Raw genomic sequence first — 17,405 nt, forward strand, 5'->3', positions numbered from 1 at the left:
TGATAGAAGGGCCGCAATACCGGGTAATGCTGATTTATACGGCAACCCGGTTTTTTTTATTTGGCATTATAACAATTTTAAGTTTGATTTAAGGTAGATTGTGCAAGATAGAACTATAGAACAGCAACGAACCAAACGAAAGCAGCTTATCATGGGAAATTCAAGGAGGAGTTAAACGATGGACGACCAAAACAAAAAAAACGATTTCGACGATTTCTTCAAGCCTAAGGATAACGAGGACGGCGGCGAGAGCGGCGATTCCACCCATAAAGCACATGACGCGAAGCCGGAAGACGCCGAGTCAGGCAAATCGTCATACTACTACTCTTACGGTCCTTTCAAGCCAGGCTCCGAAGAGGCAGCCGATCCGGACGGTTACGGCCCGCGCGCCGCATCCGAATCACGGCAGCAAGAAGCTCCGGAAAGCGCGCAGCATAGTTCGGTAGAAGTCACGCCGCCAACGCAGCTGCGATCCTTTGCTCCCTCGCAATCGGCCCGCAGCGGCTGGCAGGCCAAAGAAAAGCGCCGTTCGCCGTTCAAGGCGATGTTCGCCTCCTTCCTGGTTGGCGTGCTCGCTGTCGGATCGCTGATGTACGTATCCGATCGGGAGAATTGGTTCACGTCGGAACAGACGCTCGTGCAGCAGTCCAATACCGCGGATCCGGCGGTAGGCAGCGCCGGGGATAACGGAAGCGTCTCGACGGCGGCCGACGTGGTCCGACCGAACAATATCGCGCAGCTGTTCGAGAAAGCAAGCCCGGCGGTCGTGAAGATCGAGACGTTCACGAAGCAGCAGTCCAACAACCAGCAAGGAAGCATGGATGACTTCTTCAGCCAATTCTTCGGCGACGACGGCTCCGGCGACCAAGGCCAAGGGAACGGCGGGCAAGGCCAGGGCCAAGGGAACGGACAGGACAACGGCAGCCAAGGCAGCGGCGATTTGACGCCTGAAGGCATCGGTACGGGATTCTTCTTCGATTCAACCGGCTACATTTTGACGAACCAGCACGTCGTGGCGGATGCGGACGAAATTCAGGTTACCGTTCAAGGCTACAGCAAGCCGTTCATCGCGAAGAAGCTCGGCTCCGACTATAATCTCGATCTGGCAGTATTGAAAGTCGAGAACACGAAGGCATTCCCGACGCTTCCGATCGGCAGCTCGGACAAAATCAATATCGGGGACTGGGTTGTGGCAATCGGCAATCCGTACGGCTTCGATCACACGGTCACCGTCGGCGTGCTGAGCGCCAAGGAACGTCCGATCACGATTCCGGATTCCGAAGGCACGCGCCAATATCAGCATCTGCTGCAAACGGACGCTTCCATTAACCCGGGTAATTCCGGCGGCCCGCTGCTGAACCTGAACGGGGAAGTCGTCGGCATCAATACGGCCGTCAGCTCGCAGGCACAGGGCATCGGATTCGCGATTCCGACCAGCACGATTACCGAAGTGCTTGAAAATTTGAAATCGAACAAAGAGATTCCGAAAGCGCCGGTTCCGTTTATCGGGGCAACATTGGCCGAGATTACCGAACCGCTTGCCAAAGAGCTCGGCCTGAACAGCACGGACGGCTCGGTCGTATCGGATATCATGTACAAATCGCCGGCCTACATGGCGGATCTGAGACAATACGATGTCATCTTGGGAATCGACGGCAAGAAATATAACCGCGAGGACCTGATCGCCGCCATTCAGAAGAAGAAAGTCGGCGATGTCTCCACGCTGAACATTATCCGCAACGGACAGAAAATGGATTTGAAAGTGACGATCGGTAACAAGAACGATTTTGCGACGCAGCAGCAATAACGCTCAAAACGAACGAATGATATTCGCTCCCATGGGGCGCAGGGCAGCTTGACGGCTGAACTTGCGCCCCTTTATTTGGAGTTTTGAACGCATGCGTGTTTCGTGCCGGAAATGATTTGCGCTATAATGAAGGCAGTTTTTTTGCAATAGGAGACATTCGACGATGGGGGTAAGCCATGAGACCGCATATATTAGTAGTGGATGACGACGAGAAAATTACCTCCTTGCTCAGGCGCAGCCTCGCCTTCGAAGGCTATGAGGTAACGACCGCGAATAACGGCATCGAAGGCTTGAAGCAAATGCTGGCCAGCGATCCGAATCTGCTGATCCTGGACGTGATGATGCCGCAGGTGGACGGCTGGGAAGTGTGCCGGCGCGTACGCGAGGGCGGCAGCTCCGTGCCGATCCTGATGCTCACCGCGAAAGACGATATTCAGGACCGCGTCCGCGGGCTCGATCTCGGCGCCGACGATTATTTGGTGAAGCCGTTCGCGCTCGAAGAGCTGCTTGCCCGCGTCAGGGCGCTGCTTCGCCGTAAGCCGGATAAGCTGGAGGAAAGCTCGAGCCGTCTGCAATTCGAGGATTTGACGCTTGATCTGGATTCCAGGGAGGCGATCCGCAGCGGACGCCGAATCGACCTGACGGCCAAGGAGTTCGATCTGCTGCAGCTGCTGATGCAGAATCCGCGCCGCGTGCTGACGCGCGATTCCATCATGGACAAAATCTGGGGCTTCGATTACAGCGGCGAGTCTAACGTGCTCGAGGTGTACATCGCGATGCTCCGCCAGAAGACGGAGGACGGCTCAGGCTCGCGGCTCATTCAAACCGTGCGCGGAACGGGCTACGTGCTCCGGGGCGAAGGGGGCTGACCCGATGTCGATCCGGCTTCGACTGACCCTGTGGTATTCCGCGCTGCTGACCGTGACGCTTTGCATTTTCAGCCTCTCCATTTATCTGTTCGTCAACTACAATTCATACCGGGACGTCAAGACGGAAATCCAAAATCAACTCGGGCAAATGAAGATTTATTCCTACGCGAACAATTTCAATGGACTTAATCTCGATTTCGATAATCAGTTTGAAAGCAACGTGTACATTCAAGTGAAGAACTACACGAACGGGGAAGTCGCAAAGTCCGACAACCTGCGCAGAGCGAACAAGCAATTCGCGGTTCCGGATCCGAACGAAAATATAACCCAGGGCTATGTCACGCTGAAGCTGGACCAATATAAATTTTTGGCCTATCAGCAGCCCCTGCGGCTGAAGCAAAACAACCAGATTGTAGGTCTGCTTCAAATTGCCGTGTTTACGAGTCCGATCGATAATTACATGAAGAATCTGCGGACGATCCTGATCTTCGCATCCTTCGGCGTCATCGTCATTGCCTTTACGATCGGACTTTTCTTGGCGCGCAAATCATTGCGGCCGATCGAGAACGTAATCCGGGCCGCCAAGAGCATCCAGAATGAATCCGATCTCAGCATGCGCATTCCGATCAGCGGCCCGAATGATGAAATCGGCCGACTGACGGACACGCTGAACGGCATGCTCGGCCGCATCGAGACGACCTACAACGAATTGGACGATGCGTACAAAGCCCAGCGAAGGTTCGTGTCCGATGCTTCCCACGAGCTGCGAACGCCGCTCACGACGATTCGAGGCAATATCGAGCTGCTGGAGCGGATGTGGCCGCCTATGCTTGAGGCGGGAGTCGGTAGTTCCGGCGGCTTGGTCGACTCCGGCGGCGATACGTCCGAAAGCGACCGCAGCCGGATGACGATGACGCGCGAAGCGATGCACGATATCGCAGGCGAGGCCAAGCGCATGTCGAACCTCGTGAACGATCTGTTGGCGCTTGCCCGCGCGGATGCCGGCTATGAGATGGAGAAGACGACGCAGCCGCTTCTTCCGCTTGTCGAGGACGTAGCGCGCAGGGCGCAGCTGCTTCCAAGAAATGCAGATTGGAAAATCGGGAACCTAACTGCCATCGAGAACGTACAAGTAAATGCGCACGCTGATTTTTTGCGTCAGCTGCTGTTCATTTTCGTTGAGAATGCATTCAAGTATACGCCGAGCGGTTATGTCGAGATGCGGGCGGTCCGTTCGCAGGATCAAGCCGGCATCATCATTAAGGATACGGGAATCGGCATGAACAACAAGGAAGTGCCGCATATATTCGAGCGCTTCTATCGTGCGGACGAATCCAGAGGAGAGACGAGCGGCACCGGACTCGGGCTGTCGATCGCCAAATGGATCATCGACGAGCACGGCGGCTCTGTCGAAGTATCGACGCGCGAAGGCGAAGGAACGACATTTACCGTATGGCTTCCGATTGCTTTCCTCGGCAGTGCGAATGAAGTATAATAGTAGAACTGGGCATTTTGGCCCTGTCATATGGAATGGGTAAGCAGGAAAGCAGGTGAGCATTTTCGATGGAAATTGTAAAAATATCTCCGCGCGGTTATTGCTACGGTGTCGTGGATGCCATGGTTCTAGCTTTGCAAACGGCCCGCAATTTGGATTTACCGAGGCCGATCTATATTTTGGGCATGATCGTCCATAATAGTCATGTGACGGAAGCGTTCAAGCAGGAAGGCGTCATTACGCTTGACGGCGAGAACCGCTTGGAAATTTTGGAGCAGATTACGGCCGGAACCGTTATTTTCACGGCTCACGGCGTCTCTCCGGAAGTCCGGAAGCGCGCGAAGGAACGCGGGCTCACGGTTGTCGATGCGACATGCCCGGACGTGACGAAGACGCATGATCTCATTCGCGAGCGGACCGCGGACGGCTACGAGGTCATCTATATCGGCAAGAAAGGCCATCCGGAGCCTGAAGGGGCGATCGGCATCGCGCCCGATCACGTTCACCTGATTGAACGCGATTCGGATATCGATGCGTTGGCTCTTCAATCCGATCGCATCATTATTACGAATCAGACAACGATGTCCCAGTGGGATATCCGTCATCTGATCAGCAGGCTTCTTGAGGTCTTTCCGGCGGCGGAAATCCACAATGAAATTTGCCTGGCTACGCAAGTCAGACAGGAAGCGGTCGCCGAGCAGGCGGGTCAAGCGGAGCTGTGCATCGTCGTCGGCGATCCGCGAAGCAACAATTCCAACCGTTTGGCGCAAGTGTCGGAAGAAATTGCCGGCGTACCCGCCTACCGGGTTTCGGACGTCTCCGAGATCGACCGCGAGTGGCTGATCGGCAAGAATCGGGTGGCTGTCACCTCGGGCGCATCGACGCCGACGCCGCTGACGAAGGAAGTCATTGCTTACTTGGAGCAGTATGATAACGACAAACCAGAGACTTGGGAGATACACCGCACGGTCAAGATGGATAAATTGCTTCCGGTTATTCGCGTGAAATCGGTTCAGTAAGTGAAAGGAGCGCAGCCCAATGTCCTCACCGAGAAAACAGCGCTCGATTAAACGTTGGCTAAAATATAAATATACGCAGTTGATGCGGGCCCCAGGCGGTCCGGCCATCGTGGCCCTTGGATTTTCAATTGGCATCTTCGTGGAAATGTTCACGCTCCCTACGTACGGGTTAGCGTTCTTCCTTATATTCCCTCTTATTTATTGGATGGGGGCGAGCCTGGCCGGCGCCTTGGTCGGCTTCGTGTTCGGGAAAGTCATTTTCATTCCGGTTGCCTTCGTGAACAGCATGGTGGGCGGCGCGGTGCTGCCGAATCATATGAAGGTAGATATCCCGTTTCTCCCGCACTGGCTGAATCATGCGCTGCTCGTGAATTTGAAGCTAATCGTCGGCGGAGTTATCGACGGTCTCTTGCTGGGTGCGTTATTCTATTTCCCAGTGCGATTCCTCATCAAATATATGGCGGATAAACGCAAAGAGAAGCGTAAGCAGCGTCGATTGGCTTTGGAAGCAAAGCCGCTGTCATAATAATAGACGTAAAAACAGCGAAAACCGGTTCTTGACGGAACCGGTTTTTTCATTTATATTTACTTTAGCGATTAAAAGCATAAAAGCCACAAAGCGTCGAAGCTTAAAAGCGAACACGCGTCTAAGCGTGATAGAGAGGGAGTTATTTCAATGATCGTCATAACGAAAAACAACGAGCCGGAAGAGCGTATCTTGGAGATCGTCCAGCATATTGAGAGAGCGGGCGTGCAGGCGCATGTCTCGCGCGGAACGGATCGTACGGTAATCGGTATCATCGGCAAGGCGGAGCCGACGCTCGCTGAGCATCTGCGCCAAATGAAAGGCGTGGAGAACGTAATCAAAATTTCGAAGTCCTACAAGCTCGCGAGCCGCGACTTTCATCCCGACGATACGATCATTGAAATTAAAGGCGTCCGAATCGGCGGCGACAATCTCACGATTATGGGCGGACCGTGCGCCGTCGAAACGCCGGAGCAAATCGATGAGATCGCAAGATTGGTCAAGGCAGCCGGCGGACAGGTGCTCCGGGGCGGGGCTTTCAAACCGCGCACGGGCCCTTACAGCTTCCAAGGCGTCGGCGTAGAAGGATTGGCCATGATGGCGGAAGCGGGCAAGAAACACGGCCTGCTTACGATTACGGAAGTCATGACGCCGGAATACGTGGATGTCTGCTGCGAATACGCCGACATTCTACAAGTCGGCACGCGCAATATGCAAAATTTCGACTTGCTTCGCAAGCTCGGTACGGTGAAAACGCCGGTATTGCTGAAGCGGGGCTTCAGCGCAACGTACGACGAATTCCTCAATGCGGCGGAATATATTCTGGCGGGCGGAAATCCGAACGTTATGCTTTGCGAGCGCGGAATCCGAACATTCGAATCTTACACGCGCAATACGCTCGATCTCGCAGCCATTCCCGTCCTTCAAGGGCTCAGCCATTTGCCGGTAATCTCGGATCCGAGCCACGGCACGGGCCGGCGCGAGCTGGTAGAGCCGATGTCCAAGGCATCGGTTGCAGCGGGGGCGAATGGACTCATTATCGAGATGCATACCGATCCCGACAATTCAATGACGGGAGACGGCGTTCAATCTCTCTTCCCGGACCAATTCGCGAAGCTGTTGAAAGAGCTGGAGCAGCTCGGTAATCTCGTGGGGAAACGGTTCGATACGCCGAAAGAATCCGCGGAATACTTCACGACCTGGGTGAAATGAAGAAGCCGCCATGCGGCGCCGTTATCGCATTTACGAAGCCGAAGCCGACGCTGAATCAGCGTCCTTCGGCTTTTTCATTTGCCAGAATTCCAAGACTTTTTTGAAAATGAAAATTATGTGAAGTTAGCTAACAAAGCGGTCAAAAAATACCTTACATAGCTATTGACGAGATTTGACCCTTAATTCTATAATAACGACATAGTTTCAGTGCAGAAGTTGAACAATTATTGTCCTACACATCGCAAATGTTCGGAAATGGAGGAAATACCTAATGTCAGTTCAAAATGTTTTGAACACAATTAAAGAAAACAACATCATGTTTGTCGATTTCCGCTTCGTGGATCTTTCCGGCCACGCGCACCACATCACGCTTCCTGCTACGGAAGTGGATGCCGATACGTTTGTAAACGGCGTAGCTTTTGACGGTTCCTCGATCGCGGGCTTCCGCGGCATCGAAGAATCCGACATGGTTATGATGCCGGACACAGAATCCAGCTTCGTGGATCCTTTCACGGATCACCCGACATTGAACATTATGTGCAACATCCACACGCCGGACGGCGAACGCTACGAGCGCGATCCGCGCAGCATCGCTCAAAAAGCCGAGGAATACCTGCAAACGACAGGCGTTGGCACGGCGGCTTTCTTCGCGCCTGAGTCGGAATTCTTCATTTTCGACGACGTTCGCTTCGAAAGCAAAATGAACACTTCTTACTACTCCGTTGATTCGGACGAAGCTGCCTGGAACACGGGCCGCAAAGAAGAAGGCGGCAACCTTGGCTACAAAATCGGCGTAAAAGGCGGCTATGTACCGGTAGCTCCAGTCGATGCTCAACAAGACATCCGCAGCGAAATGGTTCGTTTGATGCAAGAATCCGGCCTACGCGTCGAGCGTCATCACCATGAAGTGGCAACAGCCGGTCAAGCGGAAATCAACTTCCGTTTCGACACGCTGACTAAAACTGCCGATAACCTGCTGAAATATAAATACATCATCAACAACGTTGCCCGCCAATGGGGTAAAGTTGCAACTTTCATGCCTAAACCGCTTTTCGGCGATAACGGCAGCGGCATGCACGTGCATAGCTCGATCTTCAACGGCGATTCCCCGCTGTTCTACGAGAAAGGCGCTTATGCAAACCTGAGCCAATTGGCTCTGCACTACATCGGAGGTATCCTGCATCACGCTCCAGCGTTGATCGCAATCACGAACCCTTCGACGAACTCCTTCAAACGTCTGGTACCAGGCTATGAAGCACCGGTTAACCTCGTATTCTCGAAAGGTAACCGTTCCGCAGCGATCCGTATTCCGGTTGCTGCCGTAACGCCTAAAGGCTGCCGTATTGAGTTCCGTACACCGGACTCCACGGCTAACCCTTACCTGGCCTTCGCAGCAATGCTGCTTGCTGGCTTGGACGGTATCAAACGTCAACTGGATCCAGTGGCTCTTGGCTACGGTCCTTTCGACAAAAACATCTACGATCTGTCCGACGAAGACAAGAAAGAAATCCGTTCCGTACCAGGCTCCCTGGACGAAGCGCTTGACGCGTTGGAAGCTGATTCCGAGTTCTTGACTGAAGGCGGCGTATTCACGCAAGACTTCATCGACAACTTCGTATCCCTGAAACGCGCAGAAGCCAAAGCTGTATCGATCCGTGTTCATCCGCACGAGTACAGCCTCTACTTCGACTGCTAATCCGCACTTATTTAATCAACCTTCAAGCGAGCTCTCTGCGAGAGCTCGCTTTTCATTTGGACATTTTCGTAGTGGAAAGCGTTTTTATCGCCTAAATCCGAATATTATGTATTAAACTTTCATTTTTGTTCGACTTTATGACTTGATGCCAAGCCGCAAAATTGCTATCATACTACATAAGCAAATTGAAGAGTGGAGTGAGTGTCAGTGACGAATCGCGCGTATAACTTTAATGCCGGACCGGCGGCTCTGCCGCTGGAAGTGCTGCAGCAAGCACAACAGGAATTTATCGACTATGCGGGAACCGGGATGTCCATCATGGAAATGTCCCACCGCAGCAGCGTTTTTGAGGGAGTAAACGACGGGGCTCAATCTCTGCTTCGTGAATTATTCGGTATTCCGAGCAATTATAAAATATTGTTCCTGCAAGGCGGAGCCAGCACGCAGTTTGCCATGATTCCGATGAATCTGCTGACGCCTGGCAAGACGGCCGCGTTCGTGCATACGGGCAGCTGGGCAGAGAAGGCGTATAAGGAAGCGAAGCTGTTCGGTTCGACGGCAATCGCCGCGACTTCGGAAGCCGACAAATTCAACCGTATTCCGGCACTTGGCGACATTCAATTGCCGGCCGATACCGCCTACCTGCATATTACGTCCAATGAAACGATCGAAGGCACGCAATATGCGGTATATCCCGACACGGGCGACGTTACGCTGATCGGCGACATGTCGAGCGATATCCTCAGCCGTCCGGTTGATGTAAGCAAATTCGGCATGATTTATGCCGGCGCTCAGAAAAACCTGGGACCTTCGGGCGTGACGATCGTCATCGTACGCGAGGATTTGGTCGCGGAAAGTCCGAAGACGATTCCGACCATGCTTCGTTATGACACGCATGTGAAGAATAACTCGCTTTATAATACGCCGCCGTCCTTCTCCGTCTACCTGGTCGGCCTCATGCTCCAGTGGGTGAAAGCACGCGGAGGCGTTGCAGCCATGGAACAGTTCAATCGCGACAAAACGAAGCTGATCTACGACGCGATCGACCAAAGCGGCGGTTTCTACCGCGGTTTCGCCGATGTCGGCAGCCGCTCGTCGATGAACATCACGTTCCGTCTCGGTACGGAAGAGCTGGAGAAGCAATTCGCCAAGGAATCCGAGCAGCAAGGTTTCGTAGGTCTGAAGGGCCATCGGAGCGTGGGGGGTTTGCGCGCATCTACGTATAATGCCGTGCCGCTCGAGAGCTGCAAGGCGCTGGCTGATTTCATGGGTGACTTTATGAAGCGTAACGGGTAGAAGGTAACTCGCAGAGGAGGAGTGACCTGCGGTCGGTGGGGTCTCCAATCGCTGTTGTAGTCGGGAATTTTGAATTTGCTAAGATGAATAGGTGAATTCCCGACTACAAAGGCGACCGCTTAAGGTGATTGGTTTGCGTTCACTGTCGGAGGACAGGGAATGCAGCATTCACCAGCTTCGGAAGCATACGCTTCGCTTTTCCGACTCCAACCAACCTTCGGTCACTTTTGCTGCCGCGGTACGACAAATTTGGGGGAAACAAACAAAGACCGCCGGTCCTCAATGGACGGCGGTCTTCTGATTGAAATGCTAGAGCGAAGTCTTGGAGTTGGAGATGAAAGACGAACCAAGCGAGAATGAAGGCTTTAAATAAGAGCTAAGGTCCTAAGCAACGCATGGTACAAGGCCATGGGTAGACAAAGCTCTTTAAGCCAGCGACGAGTCCGCTGCGCTGACGCCTGGGCCGGACAGCTTGTAGCCCACGTTGCGGACGGTCATGATATATTCCGGCGTACGTGCGTTTTTCTCGATCTTATCGCGAAGGTGACTGATATGAACGTCGACGATGCGCGTGTCGCCGAGGAAATGATAGTCCCACACGCCATGCAGCAGCTGCTGGCGGCTGAGCACTTTGCCTCGGTGGCGGCATAAGAAGAGCAGCAGCTCGAATTCCTTCGGCGTCAGCTCGACCGCTTTGCCGTCCACTTGGACTTCGCGTTGTTCGGCCAAGACGGACATCCGCCCGATTTCGTGGACGATCGTTTCCTGGGCACCCGGTAGCGACTGGGTTCTGCGGAAGATCGCTTGAATACGGGACAGCAGCTCCTGTGGAGAAAACGGTTTGGTCATATAGTCGTCGGCGCCGTTGTCGAGTCCGGCAATTTTGTCCGTTATGTCCTGCAGGGCAGTCAGCATGATGATGGGTACGGCATTGTTTTGCTTACGGAGCTCCCGGCACACTTGGATGCCGTCCATCTTGGGAAGCATAAGATCAAGAACGATGAGATCGGGACGAAACGGCTTCAAGAGGTCGAATACGGCCTCCCCATCTTGGACGCAGCGGACTTCGTAGCCTGCAAGCTTCAAATTAAATTCCAGCAGCATGGAGATGGATGGCTCGTCATCGACGATTAATATTTTTTTCTTCATCGTTATGATCTCCTTTTCTTGCAATGATACCTCTATTATGAAGGCCAAGTTTTCACAATAGATTAAACAAGCGTAAATGCTGTGTAAAAAATGAAGAGGAGTTAACAAAAAATATGGCATTTCATATCGTGCTCGTCGAACCGGAAATTCCCGCCAACACCGGCAATATCGCGCGTACCTGCGCCGCTACCGGAACTATTTTGCATTTGGTCCATCCGCTCGGGTTCCGAACGGACGATAAAACGCTCAAACGCGCCGGTCTGGATTACTGGTACGCCGTGGATGTGCGCCATCACGATTCTTTCGAGGAGCTGCAGGCGGAGTTTCCGGACGGCCGCTTCTTTTGCGCCAGTACGCGCAACTCCAAGGTTTATTCCGAACAGACCTACCGGGACGGCGATTTCTTCGTCTTCGGCAAAGAAACGAAGGGGCTGCCCCAGTCCATTCTGGATATCTATCCGGACACCTGCATCCGCATTCCGATGACCGATAAGGTCAGATCGCTGAATTTGTCGAACTCGGCTGCGATCGTCATATTCGAGGCATTTCGCCAAATAGGCTTCCCGGGCTTGGAATAAAGGCAAAGTATTCCATAATTCTTGCACAATATTAAGCAAATATAAAAAAATGCAGGAATTAATACATGACTATCGAACCCTAAGTAGGATGCAAAACTGTCATCACGTGATAGCTTACAAATTGCGACTACAGGAGATGTGTGATTGTGAAACCGGCTGGCGTTGTTCGGAAAGTGGACCAACTCGGGCGCATTGTGCTGCCCAAATCCCTTCGGAAGAGATATCAAATGAACGAAGGAGATCCTGTCGAAATCTTAGTGCAGGGCGATCATATTATTTTGGAGCGCTATCGTCCGCGCTGTGTATTTTGCGGGGTGTTGGAGGACGTTCGGGGATTCAAAGAACGCTACTTGTGCGGCAAGTGCATGTCTGAAATGGCCCAGCTGAGGCAGTAATCGCGAGAGGGACAAATAAAAGAAGCTTTCGGCAGCTGTGGATAACAGCGGCTGAAAGCTTCTTTTTCATTCGGTTTCTTACAAGCCTTTGGTTTGGTCCTCATTGTAGGACGCCGTCATCATTGCGATCAAGAACAATGCGAAGACGATAAGGACGATCAGAAAGTTAATTGTCATTCCTCTTACCCCCTAGGTTGCCGGTCGTTCGGCACGAATCTTGGCAAGCACTCCCCTCATTATACCCAACGAGACCCGAAAAGAAAACGTCGAAAGTTGTGAACAAGTTGTTACGGCGTATGGTCGGATGGCATACTTCAAATCGAAATCGCACATGGTAAGGTGACGCGATCATGAACTTTACGGCTTCCCGTTCCGCCTGAGCCTGTTGCTGCGTAACATGTGACAATAGGCATTTGAGGAGGGACGGAGGATGAAAAGTCGAAATACGCGCCGAGCGGAGGGACCGGGAACCGCTTCATTGGCGGATTTATTGAAGCAAGCCGATCAGGACGCGATCATCTCGTTCGCAGGGGATGTGCCGGCGGATGATTGTCTTCCGCGCGAAATGGTCATGGATGCGCAAAAGGCTGAATTCGACCGCGAGGCCGATGGCGACGACGACTCATCCGTGCCGGTAACGTCCGATGCGCTCTTGTCACTTCGAGAACGGTTATGCGCCTTCATGGCACTCCGCGGGGTCCGGACGGATCCATCTGACATACGGCTAACGACTGAGACACAGCAGACTGTCCAACTTATTGCGCAGTCGCTCTTAGAACCCGGAGATACTGTTCTCGTCGATAATCCGACGCATCCTGCCGTGATGAACGCATTTCGCGCGCATGGTCTCCATGTCGTACCGGTACCAGGCGATCAGGATGGCCTTCTGATTCCTGAAGCCGAACGCCTTATGCAGAAGCATCGGCCGAAACTCATCTATGTCATGCCGAGCCTCGGAGACCCCGATTCCAGGCTGTGGAGCGAGGAACGGCGTATCGCCCTGCTTGCGTTAAGCCGGCGCCTGGACGTGACGATATGGGAGGACAATCGCTATGGCGAACTGCTGTTTCCGCCTCACTCGGATTGTCCGCCATCCTCATTATTCCAATTGAATACGCAGCCCGAGGAGGGTGGCGTTCTGTATACGGGTTCGTTCTCCGCTTTGCTCGGACCGGCGTTTCGTGCCGACTGGATCTTCGGCGGTCGCGGTCTTTCAGCTGAAAGGGCTGCAGCGGACCCATCTCTCGGACGCAATGATCCCGGAGGGCGGGCAGCTTTTCAGTCAATCCGGACACTTCGGACCCTGGAGGAGTTATTGCGTAAGTGCGACCTGGATGAACAGGTACGCACCGTTAGGATGTCCTATTTCGACCGGATGCATCGCATGCAAGCACTGCTTCGGAGTCATAACCTAAGCGGCGTCACGTGGAAGGAACCGAAGGGCGGCATGTTTCTATGGCTGGAACTGCCCGATGGTCTGGATGCGGAAGCCTTGCTTCGGAGCGCTGCGGCCAAACAGGTCACGTTCGCTACGGGCGCTTCGTTCTACGCAAACGATCCGCAGCGCAACCGTGTTCGCCTTACGTATTCGAATCTGCCGGATGAACAATTGGAAGCCGGCATTGAACGGTTCGCCGAAGCGGTGCGCGAGTTTCTCGCCCGTTCCTCATTCTGAACCTGCCAGCAACGACAAGAAGACCGAAACCGATTCAACGGGTTCCGGTCTTCTTTGCCTTGCATTCGTTCTATGTCGTCCTGCGAAAGGCAAGCCGTGCAGACGATTAAACTTTGAGCGCGAACTGTCCGTCGCGGATTTCGAGCGGCGCGCATTCCAGCTGCTCGCCTGGAATGTTCGTCGATTCGCCTGTCGCGAGATCGAAGCACCAATAATGCAGCGGACAAATCAGCTCGTTCAGATGAGGACGGACCATGCCTCCCGCGTGCGGGCAAATCGCCGATATTAAATTGTACTGCTGCGGTTCGTCGCCTTTACGCGGCGCTTCTACGATAAAAAACGGATTATTGTCCACGTTGACCGGTGCCGGGAAAGCTGCGAAATCGTTTACGATGCCGATGATTTTGACGGGATGTTGTTCGCTCATAGTCTAATGATCTCCTTTATAGATGAGTTCGGCTTCTGCGGCGGTCCGTACGGCCGCTCGTGTCTGGTGCCAGACGTTTAAAATGTCCGCGTGCTGCTCCACGGCCTTCGCGCCCTCGGGCTTTACGCTATACAAGCCCCTGGCTACGCGTTGGAACCAGCCGTAGTAATCCTTCTGCATAAAATGCGCGGCCCGCGGGATTTCCGTGAGGACCGCGGCTTCGCGCGGCGACAAGCTGCCGTGCTCGACGAGCGCCCAAGCGATGCGCAACGCTTTTTCCCGGTAAGCGGTAACGAGTTTACGGCCGGTACTGCCTCCCGTATTGTAGTCGCCGCTTCGCTCGCGGAATTCATTCAGCAGTCTCGCCTGCCGGGCGCGCCGCTGTCCGCGGACCGGCGGATCTCCAGGCTGGCAGAGCATCTCCAGCACCGGCGGCTTCGTTTTGTAGAAGGTGACCGTCATAAGGCCGAGGCCCAGCATGCGGCACAGCTCGGTCAAGTCCCCGAAGCGTTGATTATGGGCGCCGGCTTTCTTCCGGTTGCGCTCGACGGCCAGTATGACGCTGCCATTCAGCCGAAGTCGTTCAATGCCTTGCAGGAGCAGGGCGAGGTTGAACGTTTTCTTCATTTCAACCAGAAGGGTATCTCCCGTATCGGGATGAATCGCGACCAAATCGCAGTGCATGATTTCGCTCTTTACCTCATAGCCCTGCGCTTGGAAGTAGGTTTTGATCGGCTTGTACAGCTCGGTCTCGTGTTGGACGGCCAATTCCCGCCCTCCCTTCAACGGAGATTCTTTGGCGATTATAACATATTCGGGCCCGGCCCTCAGCTATATTCGGGAATGACATGCGGTGTCATACATTTCTTCAGGCGGCAAGCATGGAAGAAGTCGATTTTTCTTCCTATTCGACATCACGGTTGCGAAGGTGGAAAAGCGTTGGCGCTGCTGGCTTTCCAAGGGATCCGGCGACAGTGTAATGCCTGTTCGCCTCCGCGAAGCGCGTTTCGATTTTGTAAAAGAACCTCATTTATAAGGCGTTTTTTGTTGAAAACTTGTTTAAATTATTGGGCAACTTCCTTTACGAAAGCGCATAGGATTGTATTACTTCAATAAAAAATGCCGGGCAGCTTTAGAAGGTGGGAAACGTTCGAATGCCCCCCACGACCCGCATGGCAGAGGCAGCTAGGAACACCGGGATGGACGAGAGGAGGTACGGCATGGATATTTTGAAACGGATTTCGGAGTACAAGGCGGAAAGCGAGAAGCTGGCTTGGCAGGGCTCTTTCAAGGAGTACATCGAACTGCTGAAACAGGATCCAACTCCAGCCATGACTGCGCATGCTCGTGTCTATGACATGATTGAGTCGTTTGGGGTGGTAGAGGAAAGCGGCGGTACCAAGAAATACAAGTTTTTCGAACAAGAAATATTCGGCTTGGATCGTGCCGTTGAGAAACTGGTAGAGGAATATTTTCACTCATCGGCCCGCCGGCTTGATGTGAGAAAACGGATTTTGCTGCTTATGGGTCCCGTCAGCGGCGGGAAGTCCACGATCGTGACCATGCTCAAACGAGGACTGGAACAGTTTTCGCGTACGCACAAAGGTTCAGTCTATGCCATTAAAGGCTGCCCGATGCATGAAGAGCCGCTGCATCTGATTCCGAATGAACTCCGGGCGGAGGCGGAACGCGAGCTTGGCGTCCGCATCGAAGGCAATCTCTGTCCTTCCTGCCAAATGCGGCTGAAGACCGAATTCGGCGGCGAGATCGAAAACGTACAGGTGGAACGGGTGCTCGTATCGGAGGAGAACCGCGTCGGTATCGGGACGTTCAGCCCTTCCGATCCGAAGTCGCAGGATATCGCCGATCTTACGGGCAGCATCGACTTCTCGACCATCACGGAGTTCGGCTCCGAATCCGATCCGCGGGCTTACCGCTTCGACGGCGAGCTTAACAAGGCGAACCGGGGTCTGATGGAGTTCCAGGAAATGCTGAAATGCGATGAGAAATTCTTATGGAACTTGCTCTCGCTGACGCAGGAAGGCAATTTCAAGGCGGGCCGCTTCGCGCTCATATCGGCGGATGAGCTCATCATTGCGCATACGAACGAGACCGAGTACAAATCGTTCATCGCCAATAAGAAGAACGAAGCGCTCCAGTCCCGGATGATCGTCATGCCGATTCCGTATAACCTGAAGGTATCCGAGGAAGAGAAAATCTACAATAAACTGATCGGCCAAAGCGATATGAAGCATATCCACATCGCGCCGCATTCGTTGCGCTCGGCTGCCATCTTCTCCATCCTGACCCGGCTCAAGGAAACGAAGAAGCAGGGCATGGATCTCGTGAAGAAAATGCGCATGTACGACGGCGAAGAAGTGGAAGGCTACAAGGAAGCCGACCTGAAGGAAATGCAAAGCGAGTACATTGAAGAGGGCATGTCGGGAATCGATCCGCGTTACGTCATCAACCGGATATCCAGCGCTTTAATCAAGCAGGACCTGCAGTGCATCAATGCGCTCGACGTGCTGCGCGCGCTGAAGGACGGCCTGGATCAGCATCCTTCCATTACCAAGGAAGAACGCGAACGATACTTAAACTTCATCTCCGTCGCGAGAAAAGAATACGACGGCTTGGCGAAGAAGGAAATCCAGAAGGCGTTCGTCTACTCCTTCGAAGAGTCGGCAAGGACGCTGTTCGAGAACTACCTCGACAACATAGAATCCTACTGCAACTGGGCCAAAATCAAGGATCCGCTCACGGGCGAAGAGATGGATCCGGATGAGCGCCTCATGCGTTCCATCGAGGAGCAGATCGGCGTGTCCGAGAATGCGAAGAAGGCGTTCCGGGAAGAAATCCTGATCCGGATCTCGTCCTACTCGCGCAAAGGCAAGAAATTCGATTACTACAGCCACGAACGGCTGCGCGAAGCCATCGAGAAGAAGCTCTTCACGGATTTGAAGGATATCGTCAAAATCACGACATCCACCAAAACGCCGGACGAGAAGCAATTGAAACGGATCAACGAGGTATCCAAACGCCTGATCGACGAGCATGGCTACTGCCCGGTCTGCGCGAATGAACTTCTGCGTTATGTCGGCAGCTTGTTGAATCGTTAACGGTTGAGTGAAAAAGTGACCTGCGGTCGTTATGGGTCTCCGATCGCTGTTGTAGTTCTGAATTCTTGATTATGTAAGTGAGTAGAGGTAGAATTCAGACTACAAAGGCGAACGTTTACACTTCTCCGACTCCATAACGACC

Annotated in this window: 15 protein-coding genes; 12 read left to right on the forward strand and 3 right to left on the reverse strand. The window is 53.4% G+C overall.

Annotation, left to right across the window (positions count from 1 at the left end; translation table 11 throughout):
• Positions 1–178: 178 nt before the first annotated feature.
• From AC0YNU_RS22375 to serC, 8 genes are all read left to right on the forward strand, one after another.
• Complete coding sequence (locus tag AC0YNU_RS22375; RefSeq protein ID WP_475760778.1) at positions 179–1,807, forward strand: S1C family serine protease; 1,629 nt, start codon at positions 179–181, stop codon at positions 1,805–1,807.
• A 176-nt stretch (positions 1,808–1,983) separates the two neighbouring features.
• Positions 1,984–2,676: a response regulator transcription factor gene (locus AC0YNU_RS22380; RefSeq protein ID WP_161697869.1), complete on the forward strand. Its 693-nt coding sequence runs from the start codon at positions 1,984–1,986 to the stop codon at positions 2,674–2,676.
• A 4-nt stretch (positions 2,677–2,680) separates the two neighbouring features.
• On the forward strand, positions 2,681–4,171 hold the full coding sequence (locus AC0YNU_RS22385) for a sensor histidine kinase (RefSeq protein ID WP_475760780.1): 1,491 nt from the start codon (positions 2,681–2,683) through the stop codon (positions 4,169–4,171).
• 68 nt (positions 4,172–4,239) lie between these two features.
• Positions 4,240–5,190, forward strand: coding sequence for a 4-hydroxy-3-methylbut-2-enyl diphosphate reductase (locus tag AC0YNU_RS22390; protein WP_475760782.1), 951 nt, complete (start codon positions 4,240–4,242; stop codon positions 5,188–5,190).
• Positions 5,191–5,209: 19 nt separating this feature from the next.
• Positions 5,210–5,716, forward strand: a complete 507-nt coding sequence (locus tag AC0YNU_RS22395; RefSeq protein WP_475760784.1) for a DUF2062 domain-containing protein — start codon at positions 5,210–5,212, stop codon at positions 5,714–5,716.
• A 150-nt stretch (positions 5,717–5,866) separates the two neighbouring features.
• Positions 5,867–6,928, forward strand: a complete 1,062-nt coding sequence (gene aroF / locus AC0YNU_RS22400) for a 3-deoxy-7-phosphoheptulonate synthase (RefSeq protein WP_475760786.1) — start codon at positions 5,867–5,869, stop codon at positions 6,926–6,928.
• A 271-nt stretch (positions 6,929–7,199) separates the two neighbouring features.
• Complete coding sequence (gene glnA, locus AC0YNU_RS22405) at positions 7,200–8,624, forward strand: type I glutamate--ammonia ligase (RefSeq protein ID WP_475760788.1); 1,425 nt, start codon at positions 7,200–7,202, stop codon at positions 8,622–8,624.
• Between the two features lie 207 nt (positions 8,625–8,831).
• Entirely contained in the window at positions 8,832–9,920 is a 1,089-nt protein-coding gene (gene serC / locus AC0YNU_RS22410) for a 3-phosphoserine/phosphohydroxythreonine transaminase (protein WP_475761036.1), read from the forward strand.
• Positions 9,921–10,346: 426 nt separating this feature from the next.
• Here serC and AC0YNU_RS22415 read toward each other — a convergent pair whose 3' ends face one another.
• Positions 10,347–11,069, reverse strand: a complete 723-nt coding sequence (locus AC0YNU_RS22415; RefSeq protein ID WP_475760790.1) for a response regulator transcription factor — start codon at positions 11,067–11,069, stop codon at positions 10,347–10,349.
• Positions 11,070–11,182: 113 nt separating this feature from the next.
• Between AC0YNU_RS22415 and trmL the strand changes: the two genes are divergently transcribed.
• The 3 genes from trmL to AC0YNU_RS22430 all read left to right on the forward strand — a co-directional run bounded on the left by trmL (position 11,183) and on the right by AC0YNU_RS22430 (position 13,717).
• Entirely contained in the window at positions 11,183–11,647 is a 465-nt protein-coding gene (gene trmL / locus AC0YNU_RS22420; protein ID WP_475760792.1) for a tRNA (uridine(34)/cytosine(34)/5-carboxymethylaminomethyluridine(34)-2'-O)-methyltransferase TrmL, read from the forward strand.
• 146 nt (positions 11,648–11,793) lie between these two features.
• Positions 11,794–12,042 (forward strand): AbrB/MazE/SpoVT family DNA-binding domain-containing protein, encoded by a 249-nt coding sequence (locus AC0YNU_RS22425; protein ID WP_475760794.1) that lies wholly within the window; start codon positions 11,794–11,796, stop codon positions 12,040–12,042.
• Positions 12,043–12,472: 430 nt separating this feature from the next.
• The gene (locus tag AC0YNU_RS22430; RefSeq protein WP_475760796.1) at positions 12,473–13,717 is read left to right on the forward strand and encodes an aminotransferase-like domain-containing protein; all 1,245 of its coding nucleotides are present in this window, start codon (positions 12,473–12,475) and stop codon (positions 13,715–13,717) included.
• 106 nt (positions 13,718–13,823) lie between these two features.
• On the opposite strand, the gene AC0YNU_RS22435 is transcribed toward AC0YNU_RS22430, so the two are convergent.
• Positions 13,824–14,144 (reverse strand): Rieske (2Fe-2S) protein, encoded by a 321-nt coding sequence (locus tag AC0YNU_RS22435; protein WP_475760798.1) that lies wholly within the window; start codon positions 14,142–14,144, stop codon positions 13,824–13,826.
• 3 nt (positions 14,145–14,147) lie between these two features.
• Positions 14,148–14,912: a DUF2161 family putative PD-(D/E)XK-type phosphodiesterase gene (locus AC0YNU_RS22440; protein ID WP_475760800.1), complete on the reverse strand. Its 765-nt coding sequence runs from the start codon at positions 14,910–14,912 to the stop codon at positions 14,148–14,150.
• Between the two features lie 452 nt (positions 14,913–15,364).
• Between AC0YNU_RS22440 and AC0YNU_RS22445 the strand changes: the two genes are divergently transcribed.
• Entirely contained in the window at positions 15,365–17,263 is a 1,899-nt protein-coding gene (locus AC0YNU_RS22445) for a PrkA family serine protein kinase (protein WP_475760802.1), read from the forward strand.
• Positions 17,264–17,405 lie beyond the last annotated feature (142 nt).

The organism is Paenibacillus sp. J31P316 (assembly GCF_056269105.1).

What these genes read in the sequence shown, in the direction of transcription:
- trmL (WP_475760792.1), top strand. Translation starts at nt 11,183, where the DNA reads ATGGCATTTCATATCGTGCTCGTCGAACCGGAAATTCCCGCCAACACC.
- AC0YNU_RS22380 (WP_161697869.1), top strand. Translation starts at nt 1,984, where the DNA reads ATGAGACCGCATATATTAGTAGTGGATGACGACGAGAAAATTACCTCC.
- AC0YNU_RS22395 (WP_475760784.1), top strand. Translation starts at nt 5,210, where the DNA reads ATGTCCTCACCGAGAAAACAGCGCTCGATTAAACGTTGGCTAAAATAT.
- glnA (WP_475760788.1), top strand. Translation starts at nt 7,200, where the DNA reads ATGTCAGTTCAAAATGTTTTGAACACAATTAAAGAAAACAACATCATG.
- AC0YNU_RS22385 (WP_475760780.1), top strand. Translation starts at nt 2,681, where the DNA reads ATGTCGATCCGGCTTCGACTGACCCTGTGGTATTCCGCGCTGCTGACC.
- AC0YNU_RS22435 (WP_475760798.1), bottom strand. Translation starts at nt 14,144, where the DNA reads ATGAGCGAACAACATCCCGTCAAAATCATCGGCATCGTAAACGATTTC.
- AC0YNU_RS22415 (WP_475760790.1), bottom strand. Translation starts at nt 11,069, where the DNA reads ATGAAGAAAAAAATATTAATCGTCGATGACGAGCCATCCATCTCCATG.
- AC0YNU_RS22445 (WP_475760802.1), top strand. Translation starts at nt 15,365, where the DNA reads ATGGATATTTTGAAACGGATTTCGGAGTACAAGGCGGAAAGCGAGAAG.
- aroF (WP_475760786.1), top strand. Translation starts at nt 5,867, where the DNA reads ATGATCGTCATAACGAAAAACAACGAGCCGGAAGAGCGTATCTTGGAG.
- AC0YNU_RS22430 (WP_475760796.1), top strand. Translation starts at nt 12,473, where the DNA reads ATGAAAAGTCGAAATACGCGCCGAGCGGAGGGACCGGGAACCGCTTCA.
- AC0YNU_RS22375 (WP_475760778.1), top strand. Translation starts at nt 179, where the DNA reads ATGGACGACCAAAACAAAAAAAACGATTTCGACGATTTCTTCAAGCCT.
- AC0YNU_RS22390 (WP_475760782.1), top strand. Translation starts at nt 4,240, where the DNA reads ATGGAAATTGTAAAAATATCTCCGCGCGGTTATTGCTACGGTGTCGTG.